Consider the following 19,004-nt stretch of genomic DNA (forward strand, 5'->3'; position numbering starts at 1 on the left):
TGCGGGATTGAAGTGGCGGGGAGGCCTTTCATGACTGTGGAGCAGGCGATCACGGATGCGCTGCGGGGCATTGAGGTGAAGGATGTGCGGCATGGGGGGCGGCACAAGTTCAACATCCACCCGCTACGGGTTTCCGGCCAGGCCGGCGGCACGTTCGAGGTGCGGGGGCAGATTTCGCACCAGTTGCGGTTCCGGCCGGATGATCAGGTGAAGTTCAGCATCCGATCCGGGCCGTTCAGCCCCATCATCGACATGTCGATCAAGCGGGGCGGGCTGGGGCGGCTGCTGGGGGCGGACAGCGAGATTTCCGACTGGATCGGCAAGGAAATCGACGGTTCGTGGGAAGGCGCCTGCCGTGACATCATCGTGCGGATCGCGGCCCGCTTCAAGGGATAGGAAGCCGGTTCAGCCAAGGCCCGACGGGGTGACTGCCCTGCGGTAGAGGTGCCAGGTTGCGTGGCCGAGCAGCGGCAGGATCAGCAGCAGGCCCAGGAACATCGGCAGCATGGCGAGGAACAGGAGCGTTGCGACCAGTAGGGCCCAGCCGATCATCACGGCCTTGTTCGAGCGGACGACGCCCAGGCTGACGATGATGGCGGTGATGAAATCCACCCGCCGGTCCACCAGCATGGGCAGGCTGACGACGGTGATGGCGAAGAAGGCGAGCGCCAGCAGCGCGCCGGCGAGGCTGCCGACGAGCAGCATGGCGAGGCCGGGGCCGCGCAGGAACAGTTCCGGCGTGGCGGCGCCGACGCTGGCGTTGGACATGAAGATGGCGAAGATGCCGTGGGCGATGAACAGCCACAGGCCGAAGGCCATGAACAGGATGAAGCCCATCATGCCGATCTGATCGTCGCCGCGCCCGCGCACCGCGCCGAGCACCGCGCCCCAGCTGACGGGAAGGCCGGCTTCGCGGCGGCGGCTGACTTCGTAGAGGCCGACGGCGGTGAAGGGGGCGACGAGGGGGAAGCCGGCGGCGGCCAGCACCAGCCAGCCCGGTTCGCCGCGGGTGAAGAGCGCGTGATAGAGCGCATAGCCGGCCAGCACATAGACGCCGGCGAAGAAGAGCCCGTAGGCTGGATGGGCGCGATAATCCCGCCAGCCGGCCGCCAGCGCCGAGCCGAGATCGGCCAGTTGCAGATTGGTGGCGACCGAAACCGGTGCGACCGGCGCAGAATCGAGATCCGGCATTGCCCTTCCCTTCCCCTTTTCACCGGCCCTCCCCGGCCGGGCGCAGTTTGCGCGCATTTTCACGGATGATGGCATGGGCGGCGGGGACGGAACTTGATCTGGATCAGACGGCGGGGAACCGTGTGACAGGGAATAACCAGATTGGTTGTTCCACGTGGAACATTGCCCTACACTTTGTTTTCAGAGGCTTAGGGGCAATGACTGTTGGATTTGTTGGAGAATTTTACTGCCATTGGCCCTGTATGGAAACGGTTGAGGAAGCGGATAATTAGCATACTACACCCGGAATTCTCCCAGAATTCTACCCAGTCTGCATAAGTCTACCGGATTGGCTCAAGAAAATAACTTCCTAATTGATTTAACAAGCGGATAAAAATCGGCATAGTCTGAACCCGGCGACGCTTTCGCTTTAAATTCTTCCAGTATCATCTTCTTGATTCTGGACTTTGCAGACTTAGAAGATTTTGGATCCATTAGCTTGGAAACCTCATCTGGATTTGCCCCAAATACAGACGACCTAATTCTGTCAGGTACTAGCCCCTCAATACACCTCTTTCCTTCAACATCTTTTCCAACAAAAAATAGATCATGTCCCTTCCTAAGTCCAATACCAGACAATACTGAAGTTATTTCACGCTCCGCGTCCAAGTCAGCAGTAACTGCAATCCTTCCGCCCATATTCTGTATAATTTTAAGAGGCAGACCAGTCTTGATATTATCCTTTCCTCCATATGGAAGGATCATTACACTTTCTGGCATGCAATTTGAGCCATGCGCTACATTCTTTAGCAACTCCAAGTACCCTACATCGAGATCGCCCTCCACGAGAAGAAGGCACTTTCCTCTACTTGCAAAAATATCGTGCCAGGGCGATAGCGAAGGCTCAGAAAGCCCAAGCATTGTAGCAAAAGGCCGAGTCCAATCTTTATCTGTGATGGGCGAGACGATTGTTGGACCGAGAGTTTTTCTGTAGCGCGCCCTATCCAGCAAAATGTTTGCGTCAGGCTGTACTGAGTTAAGCATATAAGGGCTGTGCGTGGCAATTATAATTTGAACTTGGAGCTCTTCCGCTAACCCCATCAGAAGATTTGCAAAATCCCCCTGCGCCGACGGGTGCAAGAAACTTTCTGGCTCCTCAATAACTACAATAGGCACAATACGCTCAGTTACATCCTCAGAAGATTTAAGTTGAGATGCCTGAATTAGACTAAGAACTATCTTAGTCTTGTTTCGAGTTCCGCTCCCCCAAAATTCGAGGGGAACGGATGCCTTTGAATCGCCTAAGGCCAGATTGAATGGAACATATGTTTCAAACTGAGGCAACTCAATTGAAACAGTATAACGATCTCCAAGCCTACCAATAATATCCTGAATTTCTGATTGCTTGCTTGCAGTTAAGCGCTTTATCTTTTTTTCAATTTCCACGCGAGATTGTCTGATTGCTTTAGAAACACCTTCAGCAATATCAGAAATGTCACCGACTGCATCGAAGGGGAAGTATGGATTGTCGCTTGTTGAATTGTGAAATATTATTGACTTTGACGACTTCACTTTTTTCCATACTTCTGTCGCATTCTTATCAGAAAAAGTCAGCTCGCCTACCGTAATCGTAATTGTTGGCTGCTGGTCTTTTTTTTGAACGAGCGACAGGCGAAACTCATTGATTGGAACAGAATCATCGATTCCTAGGTTTTTTCTGACAAAACCTGTAATAGCTGCGTCGTTGTTAGGATCAAGTTCTATGATTCCAGACAATGTTATAGCTTCGGAATCTAGGGAAGTCTTCCATCTGGGAAAATCGGTATCAAAATCGATCTCCATTCTTTCTCGATAGTACATTCGTCTACCGCCGAATAGAATGCGCATAGCACTGAAAATATTGGACTTACCGCTATCGTTTCTTCCAGAAATTGTTGCGTATCGATGCTGAAAATTCAGCGATGCCGATTCGATAGACTTGTAATTCTGTATTTCCAGTGCGCGAACAAACACAAGATCATCCCCAGCTTTTGAGTATCACTCCGCAGCCCCAACCCCGCCCAGCAAATCCGCCTCGACCACTCCGTCGTTCGCGGGTGTTTCCACCTTCGCGGCCTGGCGGCGGTCGAAATTCTCCCACACCTCGTTCCAGTTGCCCTTGGTTGCGGCCTTGGAATATTCCGTCGCGCGGGTTTCGAAGAAGTTGGCGTGTTCCACCCCGTTCAGCAGCGGTTGCAGCCAGGGCAGCGGGTGTTCATCGATCAGGTAGATGGGTTGCAGGCCCAGCTGCTTCAGCCGCCAGTCCGCGATGAAGCGGATGTATTTCTTGATCTCCTTCGCGGACATGCCGGGCACCGGGCCCATTTCGAAGGCGAGATCAATGAAGGCGTCTTCCAGACGGACGGTCTTCTGGCAGATATCGCTGATATCATCCCGCACCGATTTCGTGAGGCATTGCCGTTCGGCGCAGAAGGCGTGGAACAGGCGGGTGATGCCTTCGCAGTGCAGGCTTTCATCGCGCACCGACCAGCTGACGATCTGGCCCATGCCCTTCATCTTGTTGAAGCGCGGGAAGTTCATCAGCATGGCGAAGCTGGCGAAGAGCTGGAGCCCTTCGGTGAAGCCGCCGAACATCGCCAGCGTGCGGGCGATATCCTGATCGCTATCCACCCCGAAGGTGGCGAGATAATCATGCTTGTCCCGCATTTCCTTGTAGCTGAGGAAGGCGGAATATTCGGATTCGGGCATGCCGATCGTATCGAGCAGGTGCGAATAGGCGGCGATGTGCACCGTTTCCATGTTGCTGAACGCGGTGAGCATCATCTTGATTTCGGTGGGCTTGAACACCCGGCCATATTTTTCGTGGTAGCAATCCTGCACTTCCACATCGGCCTGGGTGAAGAAGCGGAAGATCTGGGTGAGCAGGTTGCGCTCATGCTCGTGCAGCTTCTGCGCCCAATCGCGGCAATCTTCGCCCAGCGGCACTTCTTCCGGCAGCCAGTGCAGCTGTTGCTGACGTTTCCAGAAATCATAGGCCCAGGGGTATTCGAAGGGCTTGTAGACGCGGGAGGCTTCGAGAAGGGACATGGGCGGTTATCCTTGGGAATGCGAGAACGAATATAGAACAGAGAGCCGCCGGCGGGAAGGGGCCGGGCGGCCCTTCAGCGGCTTCAGGCGGCGCAGGCGCGCCAGCCTGAGGAGCGTGGCGGTGGCGAGGACGGCGTGGCGGCGACGCGGCGGCACGGGCATGTCAGCGGCTTGCGGGCATGGGCAGGGCGACAACCCGGGGGGTGCGGGATTTGCGGCGCTGCGCCGGGGGCGTTGCGCGGGAGTCGTCGGACGGGCTTGTCCGCGCAGGCCGTCGGGTCGGCAAAGCCGCCCGAGCGGCCTGCCCGGACAACCCGCCGGCCGGTCGCTGCGGCGTGTCTGCGAGATAACGCTGCGCGTTATTCGCAGCCGCCTTCGCTACTGACATGCCAGGCACTCGTCGTAGTTCGTTACCGTGACTTCGATCTGGCGGAGTTCGGGGGTGTTGTCTGCCTCGACCGCGCCGGCGAAGCCTGCGCGCTGGATGGATTTGGAGCGGAGGTAATAGAGGCTCTTGATGCCCAGTTCCCAGGCGCGGAAGTGGAGCATGAGGAGATCCCATTTTTCCACGTCGGCCGGGATGAACAGGTTCAGCGACTGGGCCTGATCGATGTAGGGCGTGCGATCGCCGGCGAGTTCGAGCAGCCAGCGCTGATCGATTTCGAAGGCGGTCTTGAAGGTGGCCTTTTCATCGGGGCTGAGGAAATCGAGGTGCTGGACCGAGCCGCCCTGTTCGAGGATGGAGTTCCAGACGGCGTCGGAGTTCTTCGCCTTTTCGATCAGCAGTTTTTCCAGGAACGGGTTCTTCACCGAGAAGCTGCCCGAGAGCGTCTTGTGGGTGTAGATGTTCGCCGGGATCGGCTCGATGCAGGCGCTGGTGCCGCCGCAGATGATGCTGATGCTGGCGGTGGGGGCGATCGCCATCTTGCAGGAGAAGCGTTCCATCACGCCGCGTTCTTCCGCATCGGGGCAGGCGCCGCGTTCGGCGGCGAGCAGCATCGAGGCTTCGTCCACCCGGGCGCGGATGTGGCGGAACATCTTGTTGTTCCAGGCCTTGGCGCTGGCGGATTCGAAGGGGATGCCGCGCGCCTGATAGAAGCTGTGCAGGCCCATCACGCCGAGGCCGACGGAGCGTTCGCGCTGGCAGCTGTACTTGGCGCGGGCCATCTCTTCGGGGGCGCGATCGATGTAATCCTGCAGGACATTGTCGAGGAAGCGCATCACATCCTCGATGAAGCGGGGGTCCTTGTTCCACTCATCCCAGGTTTCGAAGTTGAGGGAGGAGAGGCAGCAGACGGCGGTGCGGTCGTTGCCGAGATGATCCTTGCCGGTGGGCAGGGTGATTTCCGAGCAGAGGTTCGAGGTGGAGACCTTCAGGCCGAGCTCCCGGTGGTGCTTCGGCATGTTGTCGTTCACATGATCGATGAAGACGATGTAGGGTTCCCCCGTTTGCAGGCGGGTTTCAACCAGCTTCTGGAACAGGGCGCGGGCATCGACCTGGCCGCGCTTTTCACCCGTTTTCGGGGAGACGAGATCGAATTCGTCGCCGTTGCGCACGGCTTCCATGAAGGCGTTGGTGACGAGCACGCCGTGGTGGAGGTTCAGCGCCTTGCGGTTGAAATCGCCAGAGGGTTTGCGGATTTCCAGGAACTCCTCGATCTCGGGGTGGGAGATGTCGAGGTAGACGGCGGCCGAGCCGCGGCGGAGCGAGCCCTGCGAGATGGCCAGCGTGAGCGAATCCATGACGCGGACGAAGGGGATGATGCCCGATGTCTTGCCGTTGAGGCCGACGGGTTCGCCGATGCCGCGCACGCGACCCCAGTAGGTGCCGATGCCGCCGCCCCTTGCAGCCAGCCAGACATTCTCGTTCCAGGTGCCGACGATGCCCTCAAGGCTGTCGGAGACGGAGTTCAGGTAGCAGCTGATGGGCAGGCCGCGCCCGGTGCCGCCATTGGAGAGGACAGGGGTGGCGGGCATGAACCAGAGGTTGGAGATGTAATCATAGAGGCGCTGGGCGTGACCGGCATCGTCGGCATAGGCGGCGGCGACGCGGGCGAACAGATCCTGACAGGATTCGCCGGGGAGCAGATAGCGATCCTTCAGCGTTTCGATTCCGAAGGCCGTGAGGCGGGAATCGCGCGACGGATCCGTCTTCACCGGGAAGCGGGGGCCGTAGATCGCGTGGCTGTCAGGCTTGGTGGCTGCGACATCGCCTTCGGGCGGCGTTTCGCTGCGCTGGAAATCCATCATCGTCCCCTCTGACTCAACTCTTCTTGTGGGCGGCCGAACGTGTCTGTCCGGATACCCGATATAGGTTGTCCCGCCCGATTCTGGCACCCCCGCCGCTGTTGCCGCGATGGGGATGGAACCGAAGCAGACACAAATTGTTGGGGTAAGTTCGCGACCCCCCACACAAGGGATAGTGCCACGTCCGTCCGCCCACGCAAGCGGATTTTTTGACACGGCGCGCTGGATCAACCCTTGCCACGGCCTTCATGACACTGGTGTGAAAGGCGGCGATTGGCCAGCGGCGCGATGCGTTCACGGCACTTCTCCCCCAATCCATGCACAGCTTTCGGCGGGCTTGGCTTTCGGGCGGGGCCGGGGCTAGAGCGCGTGGCGACGAAGGAGATTTGGACGATGGCGCTGATCCGGGCCGAGGATGTGATCGAAAGCGTGGCGGATGCGCTGCAGCACATCAGCTATTTCCATCCGCTGGACTATATCGAGGCGCTGGGCCGCGCCTGGGAGCTGGAAGAATCACCCGCGGCGAAGGACGCCATCGCGCAGATCCTGACCAACAGCCGCATGTGCGCCGAGGGGCACCGGCCGATCTGCCAGGACACCGGCATCGTCGCCGCCTTCGTGAAGGTGGGCATGGGCGTGCAGTGGGACGGCACGATGACGCTGGACCAGATGATCAACGAGGGCGTGCGGCGCGGATACGGCAATCCCGACAACAAGCTGCGCGCCTCGATCGTGGCGGACCCTGCCTTCACGCGGGTGAACACGCGGGACAACACGCCGGCGGTGATCCATGTGGAAATGGTGCCGGGCGACCATCTGGAAATCGCGCTGGCGGCCAAGGGCGGCGGCAGCGAGAACAAATCGAAGTTCGTGATGCTGAACCCCAGCGATTCGATCGTGGACTGGGTGGTGAAGACGGTGCCGCTGATGGGCGCCGGCTGGTGCCCGCCGGGCATGCTGGGCATCGGGATCGGGGGCACCGCCGAAAAGGCCATGGTGATGGCCAAGGAATCGCTGATGGGCCCGATCGACATGGCGGCGCTGAAGGCGCGCGGACCGAGCAGCCGGATCGAGGAGCTGCGCATCGAGATCTTCGACGCCGTGAACGCGCTGGGGATCGGCGCGCAGGGGCTGGGCGGGCTTTCCACCATCCTGGACGTGAAGATCCTGGATTATCCCACCCATGCGGCCTCCAAGCCGGTGGCGATGATCCCCAATTGCGCCGCCACCCGCCATGCGCATGTGCATCTGGACGGATCCGGCCCGGCCTATCTGCCGGCCCCTGATCTTTCCAGATGGCCGAAGGTGGACTGGAAGCCTTCGCCCGAAGCCATCCGGGTGGACCTGGACACTCTGACGCCCGAGATCGTTGCGAGCTGGAAGCCGGGCGACCGGCTGCTGCTGAACGGCAAGATGCTGACCGGGCGCGATGCCGCGCACAAGCGCATCGCCGACATGCTGGCGAACGGCGAGGAATTGCCGATCAGCTTCAAGGGCCGGGTGATCTATTATGTGGGGCCGGTGGATCCGGTGCGCGACGAGGTTGTGGGGCCCGCCGGGCCGACGACCGCGACGCGGATGGACAAGTTCACGAGGCTGATGCTGGAACAGACCGGCCTGCTGGCGATGGTGGGCAAGGCCGAGCGCGGACCCGTCGCGATCGAGGCCATCCGCGACGCAGCATCCGCCTATCTGATGGCGGTTGGCGGGGCGGCCTATCTGGTGGCGCGCGCGATCAAGGGTGCGAAGGTGCTGGCCTTCGAGGATCTGGGCATGGAAGCCATCTATGAATTCGATGTGCGGGACATGCCGGTGACGGTGGCCGTGGATTCGCAAGGCACCAGCGTGCACAATACCGGACCGGCTATCTGGGCACAGAAGATCGCGGAGAAGAAGGCGGAGTCGGCCTGAGGCATTGCCCATCGCGGCCGGCACGCCGGCGGGCTTGCGCCCCGCCCCTGCCCTGCCCTAGCGTCGCCCCGAACTGGGATGACGGGGGAAACTCAATGCGGATGATCGGGCTGATGGCGGGGGTTCTGCTGGCGACGCCTGCGCTGGCGGAAACGCCCGAGCAGCGGCTGGCGGCGAAGGGCTTCACCCTGCCCCAGCCGGTGGCGCCGGTGGCAACCTATGTGACCAGCGCGCAAACGGGCAATCTTCTGTTCCTTTCCGGCCATGGGCAATGCGGCCAGCAGGCCAGCGGCAAGCTGGGGGCGGACCTGACGGTGGAACAGGGCCGCGATTCTGCCGAGAAGGTGGGGCTGTGCATGCTGGCGACGATCAAGGCCAGCGTGGGCGAGCTTTCGCGGGTGAAGCGGTTCGTGCGCATCCTGGGCTTCGTGAATTCGACACCCGATTTCACCCAGCATCCCAAGGTGGTGAACGGCTTTTCCGACCTGATGGTGGTGGCCTTCGGGGAGGGAGGCAAGGCACCGCGGAGCGCGGTGGGGGCCCCCAGTCTGCCGATGAACATCCCGGTGGAAGTGGAAGCCGTGGTGGAACTGGCGGACTGACCCGGCGGTCCGGATCCGATCAGGGCCGGGCAAGCCTGGCCGTGATCGCATCATAGGCCGGGATCGTGACCGGGTTGATCGCGCGGTTCGTCGCAACGGGATGGCTGGCGAAGCGGACGATCACCAGTTCGGCCTTCGGATCGATGTAGATGCCCTGCCCGTGGACGCCGACCGCCATGACCTGCCCGCCCGCGCGATGCCACCACTGGCTGCTGTAGCTGCCGCCATCGAGGCCCGGATAGCGGGTGCCGGCAAAGGCGGCTGCGTCGCCAGGCGAGAGGATGGCCCTGACCACTGCCGGGGGCAGGATCTGCCGCCCGTTCCAGCGCCCGCCCCGACGGATCATTTCCCCGAACCGTGCCATGTCTGCGAGGTTGGCGTTGAGACCGCCGCCGCCGAAGGCGGTGCCGATCCTGTCGACGTTGAGGGTGGCTTCCTGCGCCATGCCCATCGGTTTCCAGAAGCGATCCGCGATCTGGGTGGCGAGCGGGGCACCGCCAACCCGTTCGACCACCCATTGCAGCGCCATTGTGTTGGGCGTGCGATAGACGAAATCCCCGCCATGTGCGCCACTGGCGGCCAGGCTGGCGGCAAAGGCGAAACTGCCGGTGGGGCCGTTGAAGCCGGGCGGGCTGGGGGCCATACCGGTGGCGAACGCCATGCGGTTCACATCGGACAGCCCCTGACCGGCGTAATCCTCGGAAAAGGCGATCGCCGTTCGCATATCGAGCAGTTGCCGGAGCGTGGCGTTGCCGAATCCTGACGCGGCCAGTTCGGGGACATAGCTTGCGACCGTGCGGCCATCTTCCAGCCGGCCTTCGTGGATGAGAAGTTCAGCCAGCGTGCCCACGAAGCTTTTCGTGACGGACATGGCGATGTGCCGGCCGTTCGCATCCAGGGCGCCGGCATAGCGTTCATAGACGATGCGGCCCCTGTGGAGGACAAGGATGCCATCGGTGTAGTTGGCGTCAAAGGCTTCGCCCCATGTCATGGGCTTGCCATCCAGCGTGGTGAAAGCGACCGAATCCAGATCCCTGCGCAGCGCCCTGGGCAGCGGGGACACGGCACCTTCCCGCGCGATCGCGGCTGTGGGGACAAGCGCCTGCTGATTGGAGAAAGCCCAGCGGGTTTTCGGAAAGACCCACATCGAGCCGTCATCCCAGCGGACCTGCCTTTCCGGCGGGACAGGGCTGCCCCGCATCAGGCCGGCGGCGGCCGGATCCGATTGCGCGGCGCCGGGCGGCGATTGTGCAAGGGCCGGCGCTGCGACAAGCAGTGCCGCAAGGACACGCACAGGCATCATGGAACATCCCCCCTTATTCCGTTCCGGCAGAGGCTAGGGCGGGAAGGGCGAGGGTGCAAGACGGGCTGGCGACTCAACCGCGTTCCGGTTATGTTCCGAGACGGGCCGAATGAACAAGGCAAAGAGACACAGGCAGGGGGAGACGCAGGGCATGTCCGGGATCATCTTCTACACCAATCCGCAGTCCCGCGGGCAGACGGTTCGCTGGATGCTGGAGGAACTGGGCGAGCCCTATGAAACCGTTCTGCTGGACTACGGGACGACGATGAAATCGCTCGACTATCTGGCGATCAACCCGATGGGAAAGGTGCCGGCGATCCGGCACGGGCGCGCCATCGTGACGGAGGCGGCCGCGATCTGCGCCTATCTGGCGGACGCTTTCCCCGAGGCCGGGCTGGCCCCCGCCCTGCCCGACCGCGCGGCCTATTACCGCTGGCTGTTCTTTGCCGCCGGGCCGGTGGAGAGCGCGATGCTGGATCATTTCCGCAAGATCGTGCCGGAGGGGGAGCAGAAGCTGATGGCGGGCTATGGCAGCTGGGCGGATGTGCTGAACGCGCTGGAGATCGCGGTTTCACAGACGGACTGGATCGCCGGCGACCGGTTTTCCGCCGCCGATGTGTATGCCGGATCCGCGATCGACTGGCCGGCGAAGTTCGGCATGATCCAGCCGACGCCGGGGATGGCTGCCTATCTGGAGCGGCTGCGGGCGCGGCCGGCCTATATCCGGGCGAAGGCGATCGACGCGGAACTGGTGGTGAAGGCTGCGGACGGCGCATGAGGCATCCGGGCGGGGCGATGCGGCCCTAGCTGCCGGGGACAAGCCCGGCGAAGCCTTCCGTGAACCCCGCCCAGACCACGGAGGGGCCGATGGCCAGTGGCAGCAGGATCACGGCCATCGTTCCGGCGCTGACGAACAGCGTGGCGGGGTGGGGCCGGCCGAGGCTTCGCCTGTCGTGCAGGAAAAGCGCGCCGAAGAAGATGGCCCAGACCAGCAGGCCGGGCGGGACGGACACGAACACGGGCGGCGGGCCGCTGACGCCGGGCGGCGTCAGCGCGACCTGAAACCAGCGCGCCACGGCGGCCTGAAGCAGCGGCACGCTGGCGCCATACATCAGCCGGCGGTGGACATCCGGGTTGCGGATGTTGCGGATCGCCAGCGTGAACAGCGTGGCGAACCAGAGGATGCCGATGAGGGAAACGCTGGAAAAGGCGCGGGCCTGCGGTTCCATCCCGATGCGCGCAGCGGCGGAGTAGCTGTTCAGCACCGCCAGCAGCACGGAAATGACCATGGCCGTGGCGACCGCGATTCCCGCCATTCCCCATTGGCGGTGATCGGCTGCCCGCCCGGTGGCGACCAGCCAGCTCTGCCAGAGGAACAGCATGTTCCAGGCGATGAAGAGGGCGCCATGGATGTGCAGGATGGGCGGGAAGCTGCGGCCTGCGGCCATCGGCAGCCAGTAGGTGGGCAGGAAACCCGCCATCGCGATCAGCAGCGCGAGGGCGCCCATGCGGACGAAGAAGCGGCCCTGTGAACGGACTGCGGAAGCACCGGACATGTCGAGGCTCCTTTTCTTCAGACGGGGTGGATTTTCCTGCGGCGGCGCCAGACGAGGAGGAGGGCGGCAACGACGACCGCCGCGCCGGACAGGACCGCCGCGTTGCGCAGGTCTGCCGGCGGCTGGGCCGCGACGAAGCCGAACAGGAGGAGGAAGCAGGCGATGCCTGCCAGACGTGGCAGGCCGGTTCGCGTCTTCACGAGGGCGGCGGCGGCCATCAGGTAGGTGACGATGCCGATGGTGACCATCGCGGTTGCCAGGACGGCGAACTGGGCGGCGGCTGACGGAGAGGAGGTGGCGATCGCAAGCGCGGTCGCCAGGACGCCCACGACCACGCCGGTCGTGGTGCGCGACAGGCCGGTGCCGGTTGTCTGGTGTTTCAGGATCAGGGTCGATTCGACGGTGCCCAGCTGGAGCGCGCCCAGTGTGCCCGACGCCTTGACGGCGCCGCAGACGGCGACGAGCAGCGCGGCGGTGGCGCCCAGGAAGATGGCGGCGGCATCGGCGAAGGGGGCGGCCGAGCGGGCAAGATCAGCGGCGGGGATCAGGCCCGAGACGACGGTGGTGGAGGCGATGTAGATGAGGGTGGTGAAGAGGATGCCGGCTATGGTGGCGATCGGCACATTGCGGCTGGGGTTTTCCATCAGATCCGAGAGGATGGAGGCGTTTTCGAGGCCGAGATAGGCCATGAAGAGAAGCAGCGCCGCGGACAGCATGGCCGAACTGTCGGGCCGGCCCGTCATGTTCCAGCTGGCCCGGAAGATGTCGGGATCGAAGTGGGTCCAACCCAGTGTGGCGACGAGGACAAGAGGGACGAGGCCGACGAACAGGGCGAGCGAGCCGAAGCGGGCGACGAGGGGGGCGCTGGCGGCGGCGAGGACAACGAACAGCCAGATGTAGCCGACCGCCAGCAGCAGTGCTTCGCGCTGCGCCGCGAGCGCGGGAAAGAGGAAGCCGGTGTAGCCCGCCGCTGCGACAGCCACCATCGGCAGGCTGATGAGCACCGAGAGGATGTAGAGGATTGCGGCGAGGATGCCGGCGAACGGCCCGAAGGCCCGGGCGATGGAATCGAGATAGGTGCCGCCGGTGCCGGCGCGGGCCAGGGCCGCGAGCGTGAGCCCGGTGAGGGTGGCGCCGAGCGCCGCAAGCAGCCAGCCGAGGATGGTGATGCTGCCGATCGACGCGGCGGCGGCCGGAAGCATGTAGATGCCCGAGCCGATCATGGTGGTCGCGACAAGGAAGGTTCCCGCGACCGGCCCGATCTTCGCGCCCTGCCCAGCCTTCATGAAGCCCCCCTTCGGACGGAGCCTATGCGATTGGCGGGATCCGGGAAAGGGGGCGGCCCGGTCGGATCCTTAGCCCCGGGGATGGGCCGAACGATAGATATCCAGCAGACGGGCCGTATCGACGCTGGTGTAGATCTGCGTGCTGACGAGGCTGGCGTGGCCCAGAAGTTCCTGGATGGTGCGCAGATCCGCGCCGCGGGCGAGGAGATGGGAGGCGAAGCTGTGGCGGAGCGCGTGGGGGGTTGCGCTGTCGGGCAGGCCGAGGGCCACGCGGGCCTTGCGGAGCGTGGCACGCAGGACGGCATCGTTGAGCGGGCCGCCCTTTGCGCCGCGGAACAGGGCCTGTTCCCGCGAGGGGGCGTAGGGGCAGAGCCGGAGATACTGGTCGATCGCTTCCCGGACGGCGGGCAGCAGGACGATGGTTCGGGTTTTCCGGCCCTTGCCCGTGACAGGCAGGGTTTCGCCCAGCGGCAGCACGGCGCCGGTAAGGGCGAGCGCTTCCCCGATGCGGAGGCCGGCGCCATAGAGCAGGAGCAGGACGGCCGTGTCGCGCGCCTGCAGCCAGGGTTCATCGTGGAACTCGCCGGTGGTTTCGGCGAGTGCCCTTGCATCCGCCGGGGAGACGGGGCGCGGCAGGCCCTTCTTCACCCGGGGGCTGGCGACGCCTTCCAGACCGCCGAGGCGGATGCCGTGGCGTTCCCTGAGATAGCCGCCGAAGGTGCGGACGGCCGAGAGTTCGCGGGCGGCAGAGATATTGGCGAGGCCCTCCGCGCGGCGGGCGGCGAGGAAGGCGCGGATGTCGGCCGCCGTCAGCGATTCGAGCAGCGCCGCATCGGCCGGGCGACCATGGGCAAGGTTCAGATGGGCGAGGAAGCGTTCCAGCGTGGCGCGGTAGGCGCGGAGCGTGTGGGCCGACAGGCGGCGCTCGTTCGAGAGGCTGGCGAGCCAGCCTTCGCCAAGCGCCGCTGCATCCATCAGGCGATGGTTTCGCCGGTTTTCGCCCAGTCCGCCAGGAACTGTTCGAGGCCGCGATCGGTGAGCGGGTGTTTCGCAAGCGCCTTCAGCACGGCGGGCGGGGCCGTGACCACGTCCGCGCCGATCTTGGCGGCCTGCAGGATGTGGACCGGGTGGCGGACGGAGGCGACGAGGATTTCCGTCTGATATTCGTAGTTGTCGTAGATGAGGCGGATGTCCTCGATGAGGTCCATGCCGTCGAAGCCGATGTCATCGTGGCGGCCGACGAAGGGCGAGATGAAAGTGGCGCCCGCCTTGGCGGCGAGCAGGGCCTGCGTGGCGGAGAAGCAGAGCGTGACATTGACCTGCGTGCCTTCGGACGTGAGGCGGCGGCAGGCCTTGAGGCCATCGAAGGTGAGCGGCAACTTCACGCAGACATTGGGCGCGAGGTTGCGCACGACATCCGCCTCTCTCAGCATGCCGTCGAGATCGAGGGCGACGACTTCGGCGGAAACGGGGCCGTCCACGATGGCGCAGATTTCCTTCACCACTTCCAGGAATTTCCGGCCGGACTTGTGGATCAGGCTGGGGTTGGTGGTGACGCCATCGAGAAGGCCGGTGGCGGCCAGATCGGCGATTTCGGCGACGTCGGCCGTGTCGACGAAGAATTTCATGCGCGCATCCTTGGGGCTTGAGGTTGAGGCGTTCAAAGCCCGACGCTAGGCGTTGAGTCAATGCGCGGCACGGTTCTTCTTCTGCAGCACGGGCTGGGGCCGCTGGATTATCTGGTGCCCGACGGCCTGGCGCCGGGCGCGGTTGTGGAAGCGCCACTGGGGCCGCGCCGGGTGCCGGGCGTGCTGTGGGATCCGGGCGTGTTCCAGACCCGGCCCGTGGACGAGGCGAAGCTGCGGGCGGTGCGCGCGCTGGACATGCCGCCCGTGCCCGCACCGATCCGCCGGCTGGTGGGCTGGGTGGCGGATTATTACCTGGCGCCACCTTCCGCCGTGCTGCGGATGGTGTTGCCGCAAGCGGCCTTTCTGGCGCCGCCCAAGGGGCCGGGCCAGTATGTGCTGGGGGATATTCCGGGCACCAGGACAGCTTCGCGCAGGGAGTTGCTTGCGCGGCTGGATTCCGTGCGAGGGATCGGGCCAGCGCCGCTGGCGGTTTGGGCGGCGGCGGCCGAAGCGAGGGTGGAGACGTTGCGCGGGCTGGTGAAGGCGGGCGTGCTGCTGCCGGCCGAGGCGGGCGAGGAGAGCCCGCAGGTGCAGCGCCCTGCCCTTCCCGCCGGACCGGTGCTGAGTGCTGCGCAGGCGGATGCGGCCCACGCGCTGCGCGAGGCGGTGGCGGCGCATCGGGCACAGCCCTTCCTGCTCGACGGAGTGACGGGCGCAGGGAAAACCGAAGTCTATCTGGAGGCCGTGGCGGAGGCGATATCCGAGGGCGGGCAAGCGCTGGTGCTGCTGCCCGAGATCGCGCTGACCGAAGCCTGGCTGCAGCGCTTCCATCGTCGGTTCGGCTTTGCCCCCGCGATGTGGCATTCGGGGCTGACCCCGGCGGCGCGGCGGGCAGCGTTCCGTGCGATCACCAGCGGCGAGGCGGCGGTGGTGGTGGGGGCGCGATCAGCGCTGTTCCTGGCCATGCCGGGGCTCAGGCTGATCGTGGTGGACGAGGCGCACGACCAGGCCTTCAAGCAGGAGGAGAGCGTACCCTATCATGGGCGCGATGTGGCGGTGATGCGCGGGCAATTCGAGAGCGTGCCGGTGGTGCTGGCGACGGCGACGCCCGCGCTGGAGACGATGGAGCAGGTGGCGCGCGGCACTTACCGCGAGCTTCGCCTGCCCGACCGGCACGGTGGGGCGCTGCTGCCCGACATCCACCTGATCGACCTGACCCGCGATCCGCCGCCGCGCGGGCGGTGGATCGCGCCGCCGCTGGCGAAGGCGGTTGAGGAACGGCTGGAACGGAAAGAGCAGAGCCTGCTGTTCCTGAACCGGCGGGGCTATGCGCCGCTGACCCTGTGCCGGGTCTGCGGCGAGCGAATCCAGTGCCCGAACTGCACCGCCTGGCTGGTGGAACATCGGCTGGCGCGCCGGCTGCAATGCCATCATTGCGGACATTCGATCCCGACACCGAAGCAGTGCCCGGCCTGTCAGGCGGAGGACAGCCTTGCCCCCTGCGGACCGGGCGTGGAGCGGCTGGCCGAGGAAGTGACCGCGACATGGCCCGACGCGAAGGTGCTGGTCGCGACATCGGACACCATCCGCACGAGCGCCGACATGGCCGCGCTGGTGGCAGCCGTGGCCGACGGCGAAGTGGATATCCTGATCGGCACCCAGATGCTGGCGAAGGGGCATGATTTTCCCAACCTGACGCTGGTGGGCGTGGTGGACGCCGATCTGGGGCTGGAAGGCGGGGACCTGCGCGCGGGCGAGCGGGCGTTCCAGCAGATCGGGCAGGTGGCCGGGCGCGCGGGGCGCGGGGCGAAGCCGGGCGAGGTGTTCCTGCAGACGCACCAGCCGCGCGCGCGGGTGATGCAGGCGCTGCTGCACGGCGCGCGCGATGAATTCTATGCCGCCGAACGCGAAGTGCGGCTGGCGGCGGGCATGCCCCCGTTCGGGCGGCTGGCGGCGATCGTGGTTTCCGCGCTGGACGGCGCGGCCGCGGCCGACGCGGCGAAGCGGCTTGGACAGGCGGCCCCGCATGCGGAGGGCATCGAGGTATGGGGACCGGCGCCCGCGCCGCTTGCCATGTTGCGCGGGCGACACCGGCACCGGCTGCTGGTGCATGCCCGGCGGACTTCGCCCTTGCAGGCCTATGTGCGCGACTGGCTGGGGCGTGTGGATCTGCCGGGGACGGTGCGGGTGACGGTGGACGTGGACCCGCAGAGCTTTCTGTGAAAGGGGCCCCGGCCCTCAGGCGCCGATGAGCGCGTAGCTGGCCACGGGCGCATAGTGCGGGCCGCTGTGGCCGAGGCGGCTTTCGACGAGATGGAACCTGTCTGCCTGCCAGCCGGCGCGGGGGGCGAACTGGGTGGAAAGCCAGGGGCGCAGGGCATCCCGGGGGGCGCCGGCGCGGCTGAAGCGGGCGAGCGTGATGTGGGGAACGAAGCGGCGGGTTTCGGACGGCACGCCGGCGCGGCGGAGGGCCGAGCGGATCGTGGCGGCGAGGTGGGCGAGGCCGTCTGCCGGTTCGACGCCGATCCAAAGGGTTGCAGTGCGGTCTTCGCGGCCGGCGTCGAAGCTGCCGAACTGGCCGAGCGAGAGATCGAGCGGCGGGGCGACGAGGGTGGCGAGGGCCTGCGCCGCGGCTTCGGCCTGCGGGCGATCCACTGCGCCGATGAAGGCGAGCGTCAGGTGAAGCTGGTTGTCGCTTTGCCAGCGGGCGCCTTCGATGCCGCCCGCCAGCGCGGCGAGGGCTGTGCGCACATCCGGCGGTGGGCGCAGGGCAACGAACAGTCTCATTCGGGCAGCCTCATTTCGGGGTGTCGAGCGCCTTGCGGACTGTTGGGAGGATGTTCTTCACCATCACGCCGACGCCGGCCGGGTTGGGATGCATGCCATCGGCCAGCAGCAGTTTCGGGTTCGCCGTGACCCCGTTGGTGAAGAAGGGATAGAGCGTGGCGCCGTGCTTCTTTGCCAGCGCGGGATAGATGGCGTTGAATTCCTTCGCATAGGCCGCGCCCATGTTGGGGGCCGCCATCATGCCCGCCAGCACCACGGGGATGTCGCGCCTGCCGAGTTCGGCAAGGATCGCATCGAGGTTGGCGCGGGCCTGCGCCGGGGGCTGGCCGCGCAGCATGTCGTTCGCGCCGAGGGCCACGATGGCGAGATCGGGTTTCTGCTTCTGGCTGGCCAGCACCCAGTTCAGCCGGGCCTTGCCCTGCGCCGTCGTATCCCCGCTGACGCCGGCGTTGTGGACGCGGACCTTGCGGCCTTCCTTCTGCAGCGCCGCCTGCAACTGGGCGGGGAAGCCCTGATCGGATTTCAGCTGGTAGCCCGCCGTGAGGCTGTCGCCCAGGGCGAGGATCAACTGATCCTTCGCGGCCGCGGGCGCCGCCAGCAGAAAGGCGAATATTGCCGCGATGAAAGAGAGGAACTGGTAAAGCGGCAGGCGCCGCCCATATGATTGCGAATTCGCCACCGACACCGTTTTCAAAAGGGGACTCCATGCACGGAACTGCCGCTGCCGCCGATATGGTGATCGATGCGCGCGATGTGAAGCTGGCGCTTGGAGACGGTGCGGCGCGGGTGGAAATCCTGAAAGGGGTGGATCTTCAGGTGCGCGGCGGCGAGCGGCTGGCGATCCTGGGGCCTTCCGGATCCGGCAAATCCAGCCTGATGGCGGTGCTGTCCGGGCTGGAGGGGGCGACGGGCGGCACGATCCGGGTGGCTGGGGCCGATATCGTGGGGCTTTCCGAGGATCAGCTGGCCGAAGCGCGGCGCGGTCGGATCGGCATCGTGCTGCAGGCCTTTCACCTGATCCCCACCATGACGGCGCTGGAAAATGTGGCCGTGCCGCTGGAACTGGCAGGCCATGCAGACCCCTTCGGCGAAGCGAAGCGTGAGCTGGAGGCGGTGGGGCTGGGGCACCGGATGACGCATTACCCCACCCAGCTTTCGGGGGGCGAACAGCAGCGCGTGGCCGTGGCGCGGGCCCTTGCGGTGCGCCCGGCGCTGATCTTTGCCGACGAACCGACGGGCAATCTGGATGCGGCGACCGGCGAGGCCGTAGTGGACCTGCTGATGCGGCGGCTGACGGAAACCGGGGCGACGCTGGTGCTGATCACCCATGACCAGGAGCTGGCGGCGAAGTGCAGCCGGGTAATCCGCATGCGGGATGGGCAGATCGTTTCGGATACGCTGGTTGGCGCGGAGACGGTCGCTTGAAC

General features: G+C 64.9%; 17 protein-coding genes. 6 read left to right on the forward strand and 11 right to left on the reverse strand.

Annotation, left to right across the window (positions count from 1 at the left end):
- The first annotated feature begins 30 nt into the window (after nucleotides 1-30).
- Nucleotides 31-396, forward strand: coding sequence for a hypothetical protein (locus ACW9TV_RS11925; protein WP_494303686.1), 366 nt, complete (start codon nucleotides 31-33; stop codon nucleotides 394-396).
- Between the two features lie 9 nt (nucleotides 397-405).
- On the opposite strand, the gene ACW9TV_RS11930 is transcribed toward ACW9TV_RS11925, so the two are convergent.
- From ACW9TV_RS11930 to ACW9TV_RS11945, 4 genes are all read right to left on the reverse strand, one after another.
- Nucleotides 406-1,191 (reverse strand): DUF2189 domain-containing protein, encoded by a 786-nt coding sequence (locus ACW9TV_RS11930; protein ID WP_494303687.1) that lies wholly within the window; start codon nucleotides 1,189-1,191, stop codon nucleotides 406-408.
- Between the two features lie 333 nt (nucleotides 1,192-1,524).
- Entirely contained in the window at nucleotides 1,525-3,183 is a 1,659-nt protein-coding gene (locus tag ACW9TV_RS11935; RefSeq protein ID WP_494303688.1) for an ATP-dependent nuclease, read from the reverse strand.
- 24 nt (nucleotides 3,184-3,207) lie between these two features.
- Entirely contained in the window at nucleotides 3,208-4,257 is a 1,050-nt protein-coding gene (locus tag ACW9TV_RS11940) for a ribonucleotide-diphosphate reductase subunit beta (protein ID WP_494303689.1), read from the reverse strand.
- Nucleotides 4,258-4,635: 378 nt separating this feature from the next.
- Complete coding sequence (locus tag ACW9TV_RS11945) at nucleotides 4,636-6,504, reverse strand: ribonucleoside-diphosphate reductase subunit alpha (protein ID WP_494303690.1); 1,869 nt, start codon at nucleotides 6,502-6,504, stop codon at nucleotides 4,636-4,638.
- Between the two features lie 393 nt (nucleotides 6,505-6,897).
- Between ACW9TV_RS11945 and ACW9TV_RS11950 the strand changes: the two genes are divergently transcribed.
- Nucleotides 6,898-8,415 (forward strand): fumarate hydratase, encoded by a 1,518-nt coding sequence (locus ACW9TV_RS11950; RefSeq protein WP_494303691.1) that lies wholly within the window; start codon nucleotides 6,898-6,900, stop codon nucleotides 8,413-8,415.
- Nucleotides 8,416-8,510: 95 nt separating this feature from the next.
- Nucleotides 8,511-9,017, forward strand: coding sequence for a RidA family protein (locus ACW9TV_RS11955; RefSeq protein WP_494303692.1), 507 nt, complete (start codon nucleotides 8,511-8,513; stop codon nucleotides 9,015-9,017).
- 19 nt (nucleotides 9,018-9,036) lie between these two features.
- Here ACW9TV_RS11955 and ACW9TV_RS11960 read toward each other — a convergent pair whose 3' ends face one another.
- A complete protein-coding gene (locus ACW9TV_RS11960; RefSeq protein WP_494303693.1) occupies nucleotides 9,037-10,317 on the reverse strand; it encodes a serine hydrolase domain-containing protein in 1,281 nt (426 codons plus the stop codon).
- A gap of 154 nt (nucleotides 10,318-10,471) precedes the next feature.
- Here ACW9TV_RS11960 and ACW9TV_RS11965 point away from each other — a divergent pair, with 154 nt between their 5' ends.
- Nucleotides 10,472-11,098, forward strand: coding sequence for a glutathione S-transferase family protein (locus ACW9TV_RS11965; RefSeq protein ID WP_494303694.1), 627 nt, complete (start codon nucleotides 10,472-10,474; stop codon nucleotides 11,096-11,098).
- 25 nt (nucleotides 11,099-11,123) lie between these two features.
- Here the strand turns inward: ACW9TV_RS11965 and ACW9TV_RS11970 are convergent, their stop codons facing one another.
- The 4 genes from ACW9TV_RS11970 to fsa form a co-directional block, all read right to left on the reverse strand.
- A complete protein-coding gene (locus tag ACW9TV_RS11970; RefSeq protein WP_494303695.1) occupies nucleotides 11,124-11,876 on the reverse strand; it encodes a hypothetical protein in 753 nt (250 codons plus the stop codon).
- A gap of 17 nt (nucleotides 11,877-11,893) precedes the next feature.
- Nucleotides 11,894-13,162 carry an amino acid permease gene (locus tag ACW9TV_RS11975; RefSeq protein WP_494303696.1) on the reverse strand — a complete coding sequence of 423 codons (1,269 nt, stop codon included), beginning with the start codon at nucleotides 13,160-13,162 and terminating at the stop codon, nucleotides 11,894-11,896.
- A 69-nt stretch (nucleotides 13,163-13,231) separates the two neighbouring features.
- On the reverse strand, nucleotides 13,232-14,137 hold the full coding sequence (locus ACW9TV_RS11980) for a tyrosine recombinase XerC (RefSeq protein ID WP_494303697.1): 906 nt from the start codon (nucleotides 14,135-14,137) through the stop codon (nucleotides 13,232-13,234).
- Nucleotides 14,137-14,790 (reverse strand): fructose-6-phosphate aldolase, encoded by a 654-nt coding sequence (fsa, locus tag ACW9TV_RS11985; RefSeq protein ID WP_494303698.1) that lies wholly within the window; start codon nucleotides 14,788-14,790, stop codon nucleotides 14,137-14,139. The genes ACW9TV_RS11980 and fsa overlap by 1 nt, the downstream gene beginning before the upstream one ends.
- A gap of 60 nt (nucleotides 14,791-14,850) precedes the next feature.
- Here fsa and ACW9TV_RS11990 point away from each other — a divergent pair, with 60 nt between their 5' ends.
- The gene (locus ACW9TV_RS11990; protein WP_494303699.1) at nucleotides 14,851-17,013 is read left to right on the forward strand and encodes a primosomal protein N'; all 2,163 of its coding nucleotides are present in this window, start codon (nucleotides 14,851-14,853) and stop codon (nucleotides 17,011-17,013) included.
- Nucleotides 17,014-17,028: 15 nt separating this feature from the next.
- Here ACW9TV_RS11990 and thpR read toward each other — a convergent pair whose 3' ends face one another.
- Nucleotides 17,029-17,577: an RNA 2',3'-cyclic phosphodiesterase gene (thpR, locus tag ACW9TV_RS11995; RefSeq protein WP_494303700.1), complete on the reverse strand. Its 549-nt coding sequence runs from the start codon at nucleotides 17,575-17,577 to the stop codon at nucleotides 17,029-17,031.
- A 10-nt stretch (nucleotides 17,578-17,587) separates the two neighbouring features.
- Entirely contained in the window at nucleotides 17,588-18,199 is a 612-nt protein-coding gene (locus ACW9TV_RS12000) for an arylesterase (RefSeq protein ID WP_494305090.1), read from the reverse strand.
- 83 nt (nucleotides 18,200-18,282) lie between these two features.
- On the opposite strand from ACW9TV_RS12000, the gene ACW9TV_RS12005 reads away from it, so the two are divergent.
- Nucleotides 18,283-19,002, forward strand: coding sequence for an ABC transporter ATP-binding protein (locus ACW9TV_RS12005; protein ID WP_494303701.1), 720 nt, complete (start codon nucleotides 18,283-18,285; stop codon nucleotides 19,000-19,002).
- The last annotated feature ends 2 nt before the right edge of the window (nucleotides 19,003-19,004 follow it).

The sequence above is a fragment of the Sandaracinobacter sp. T42 genome (assembly GCF_059115405.1).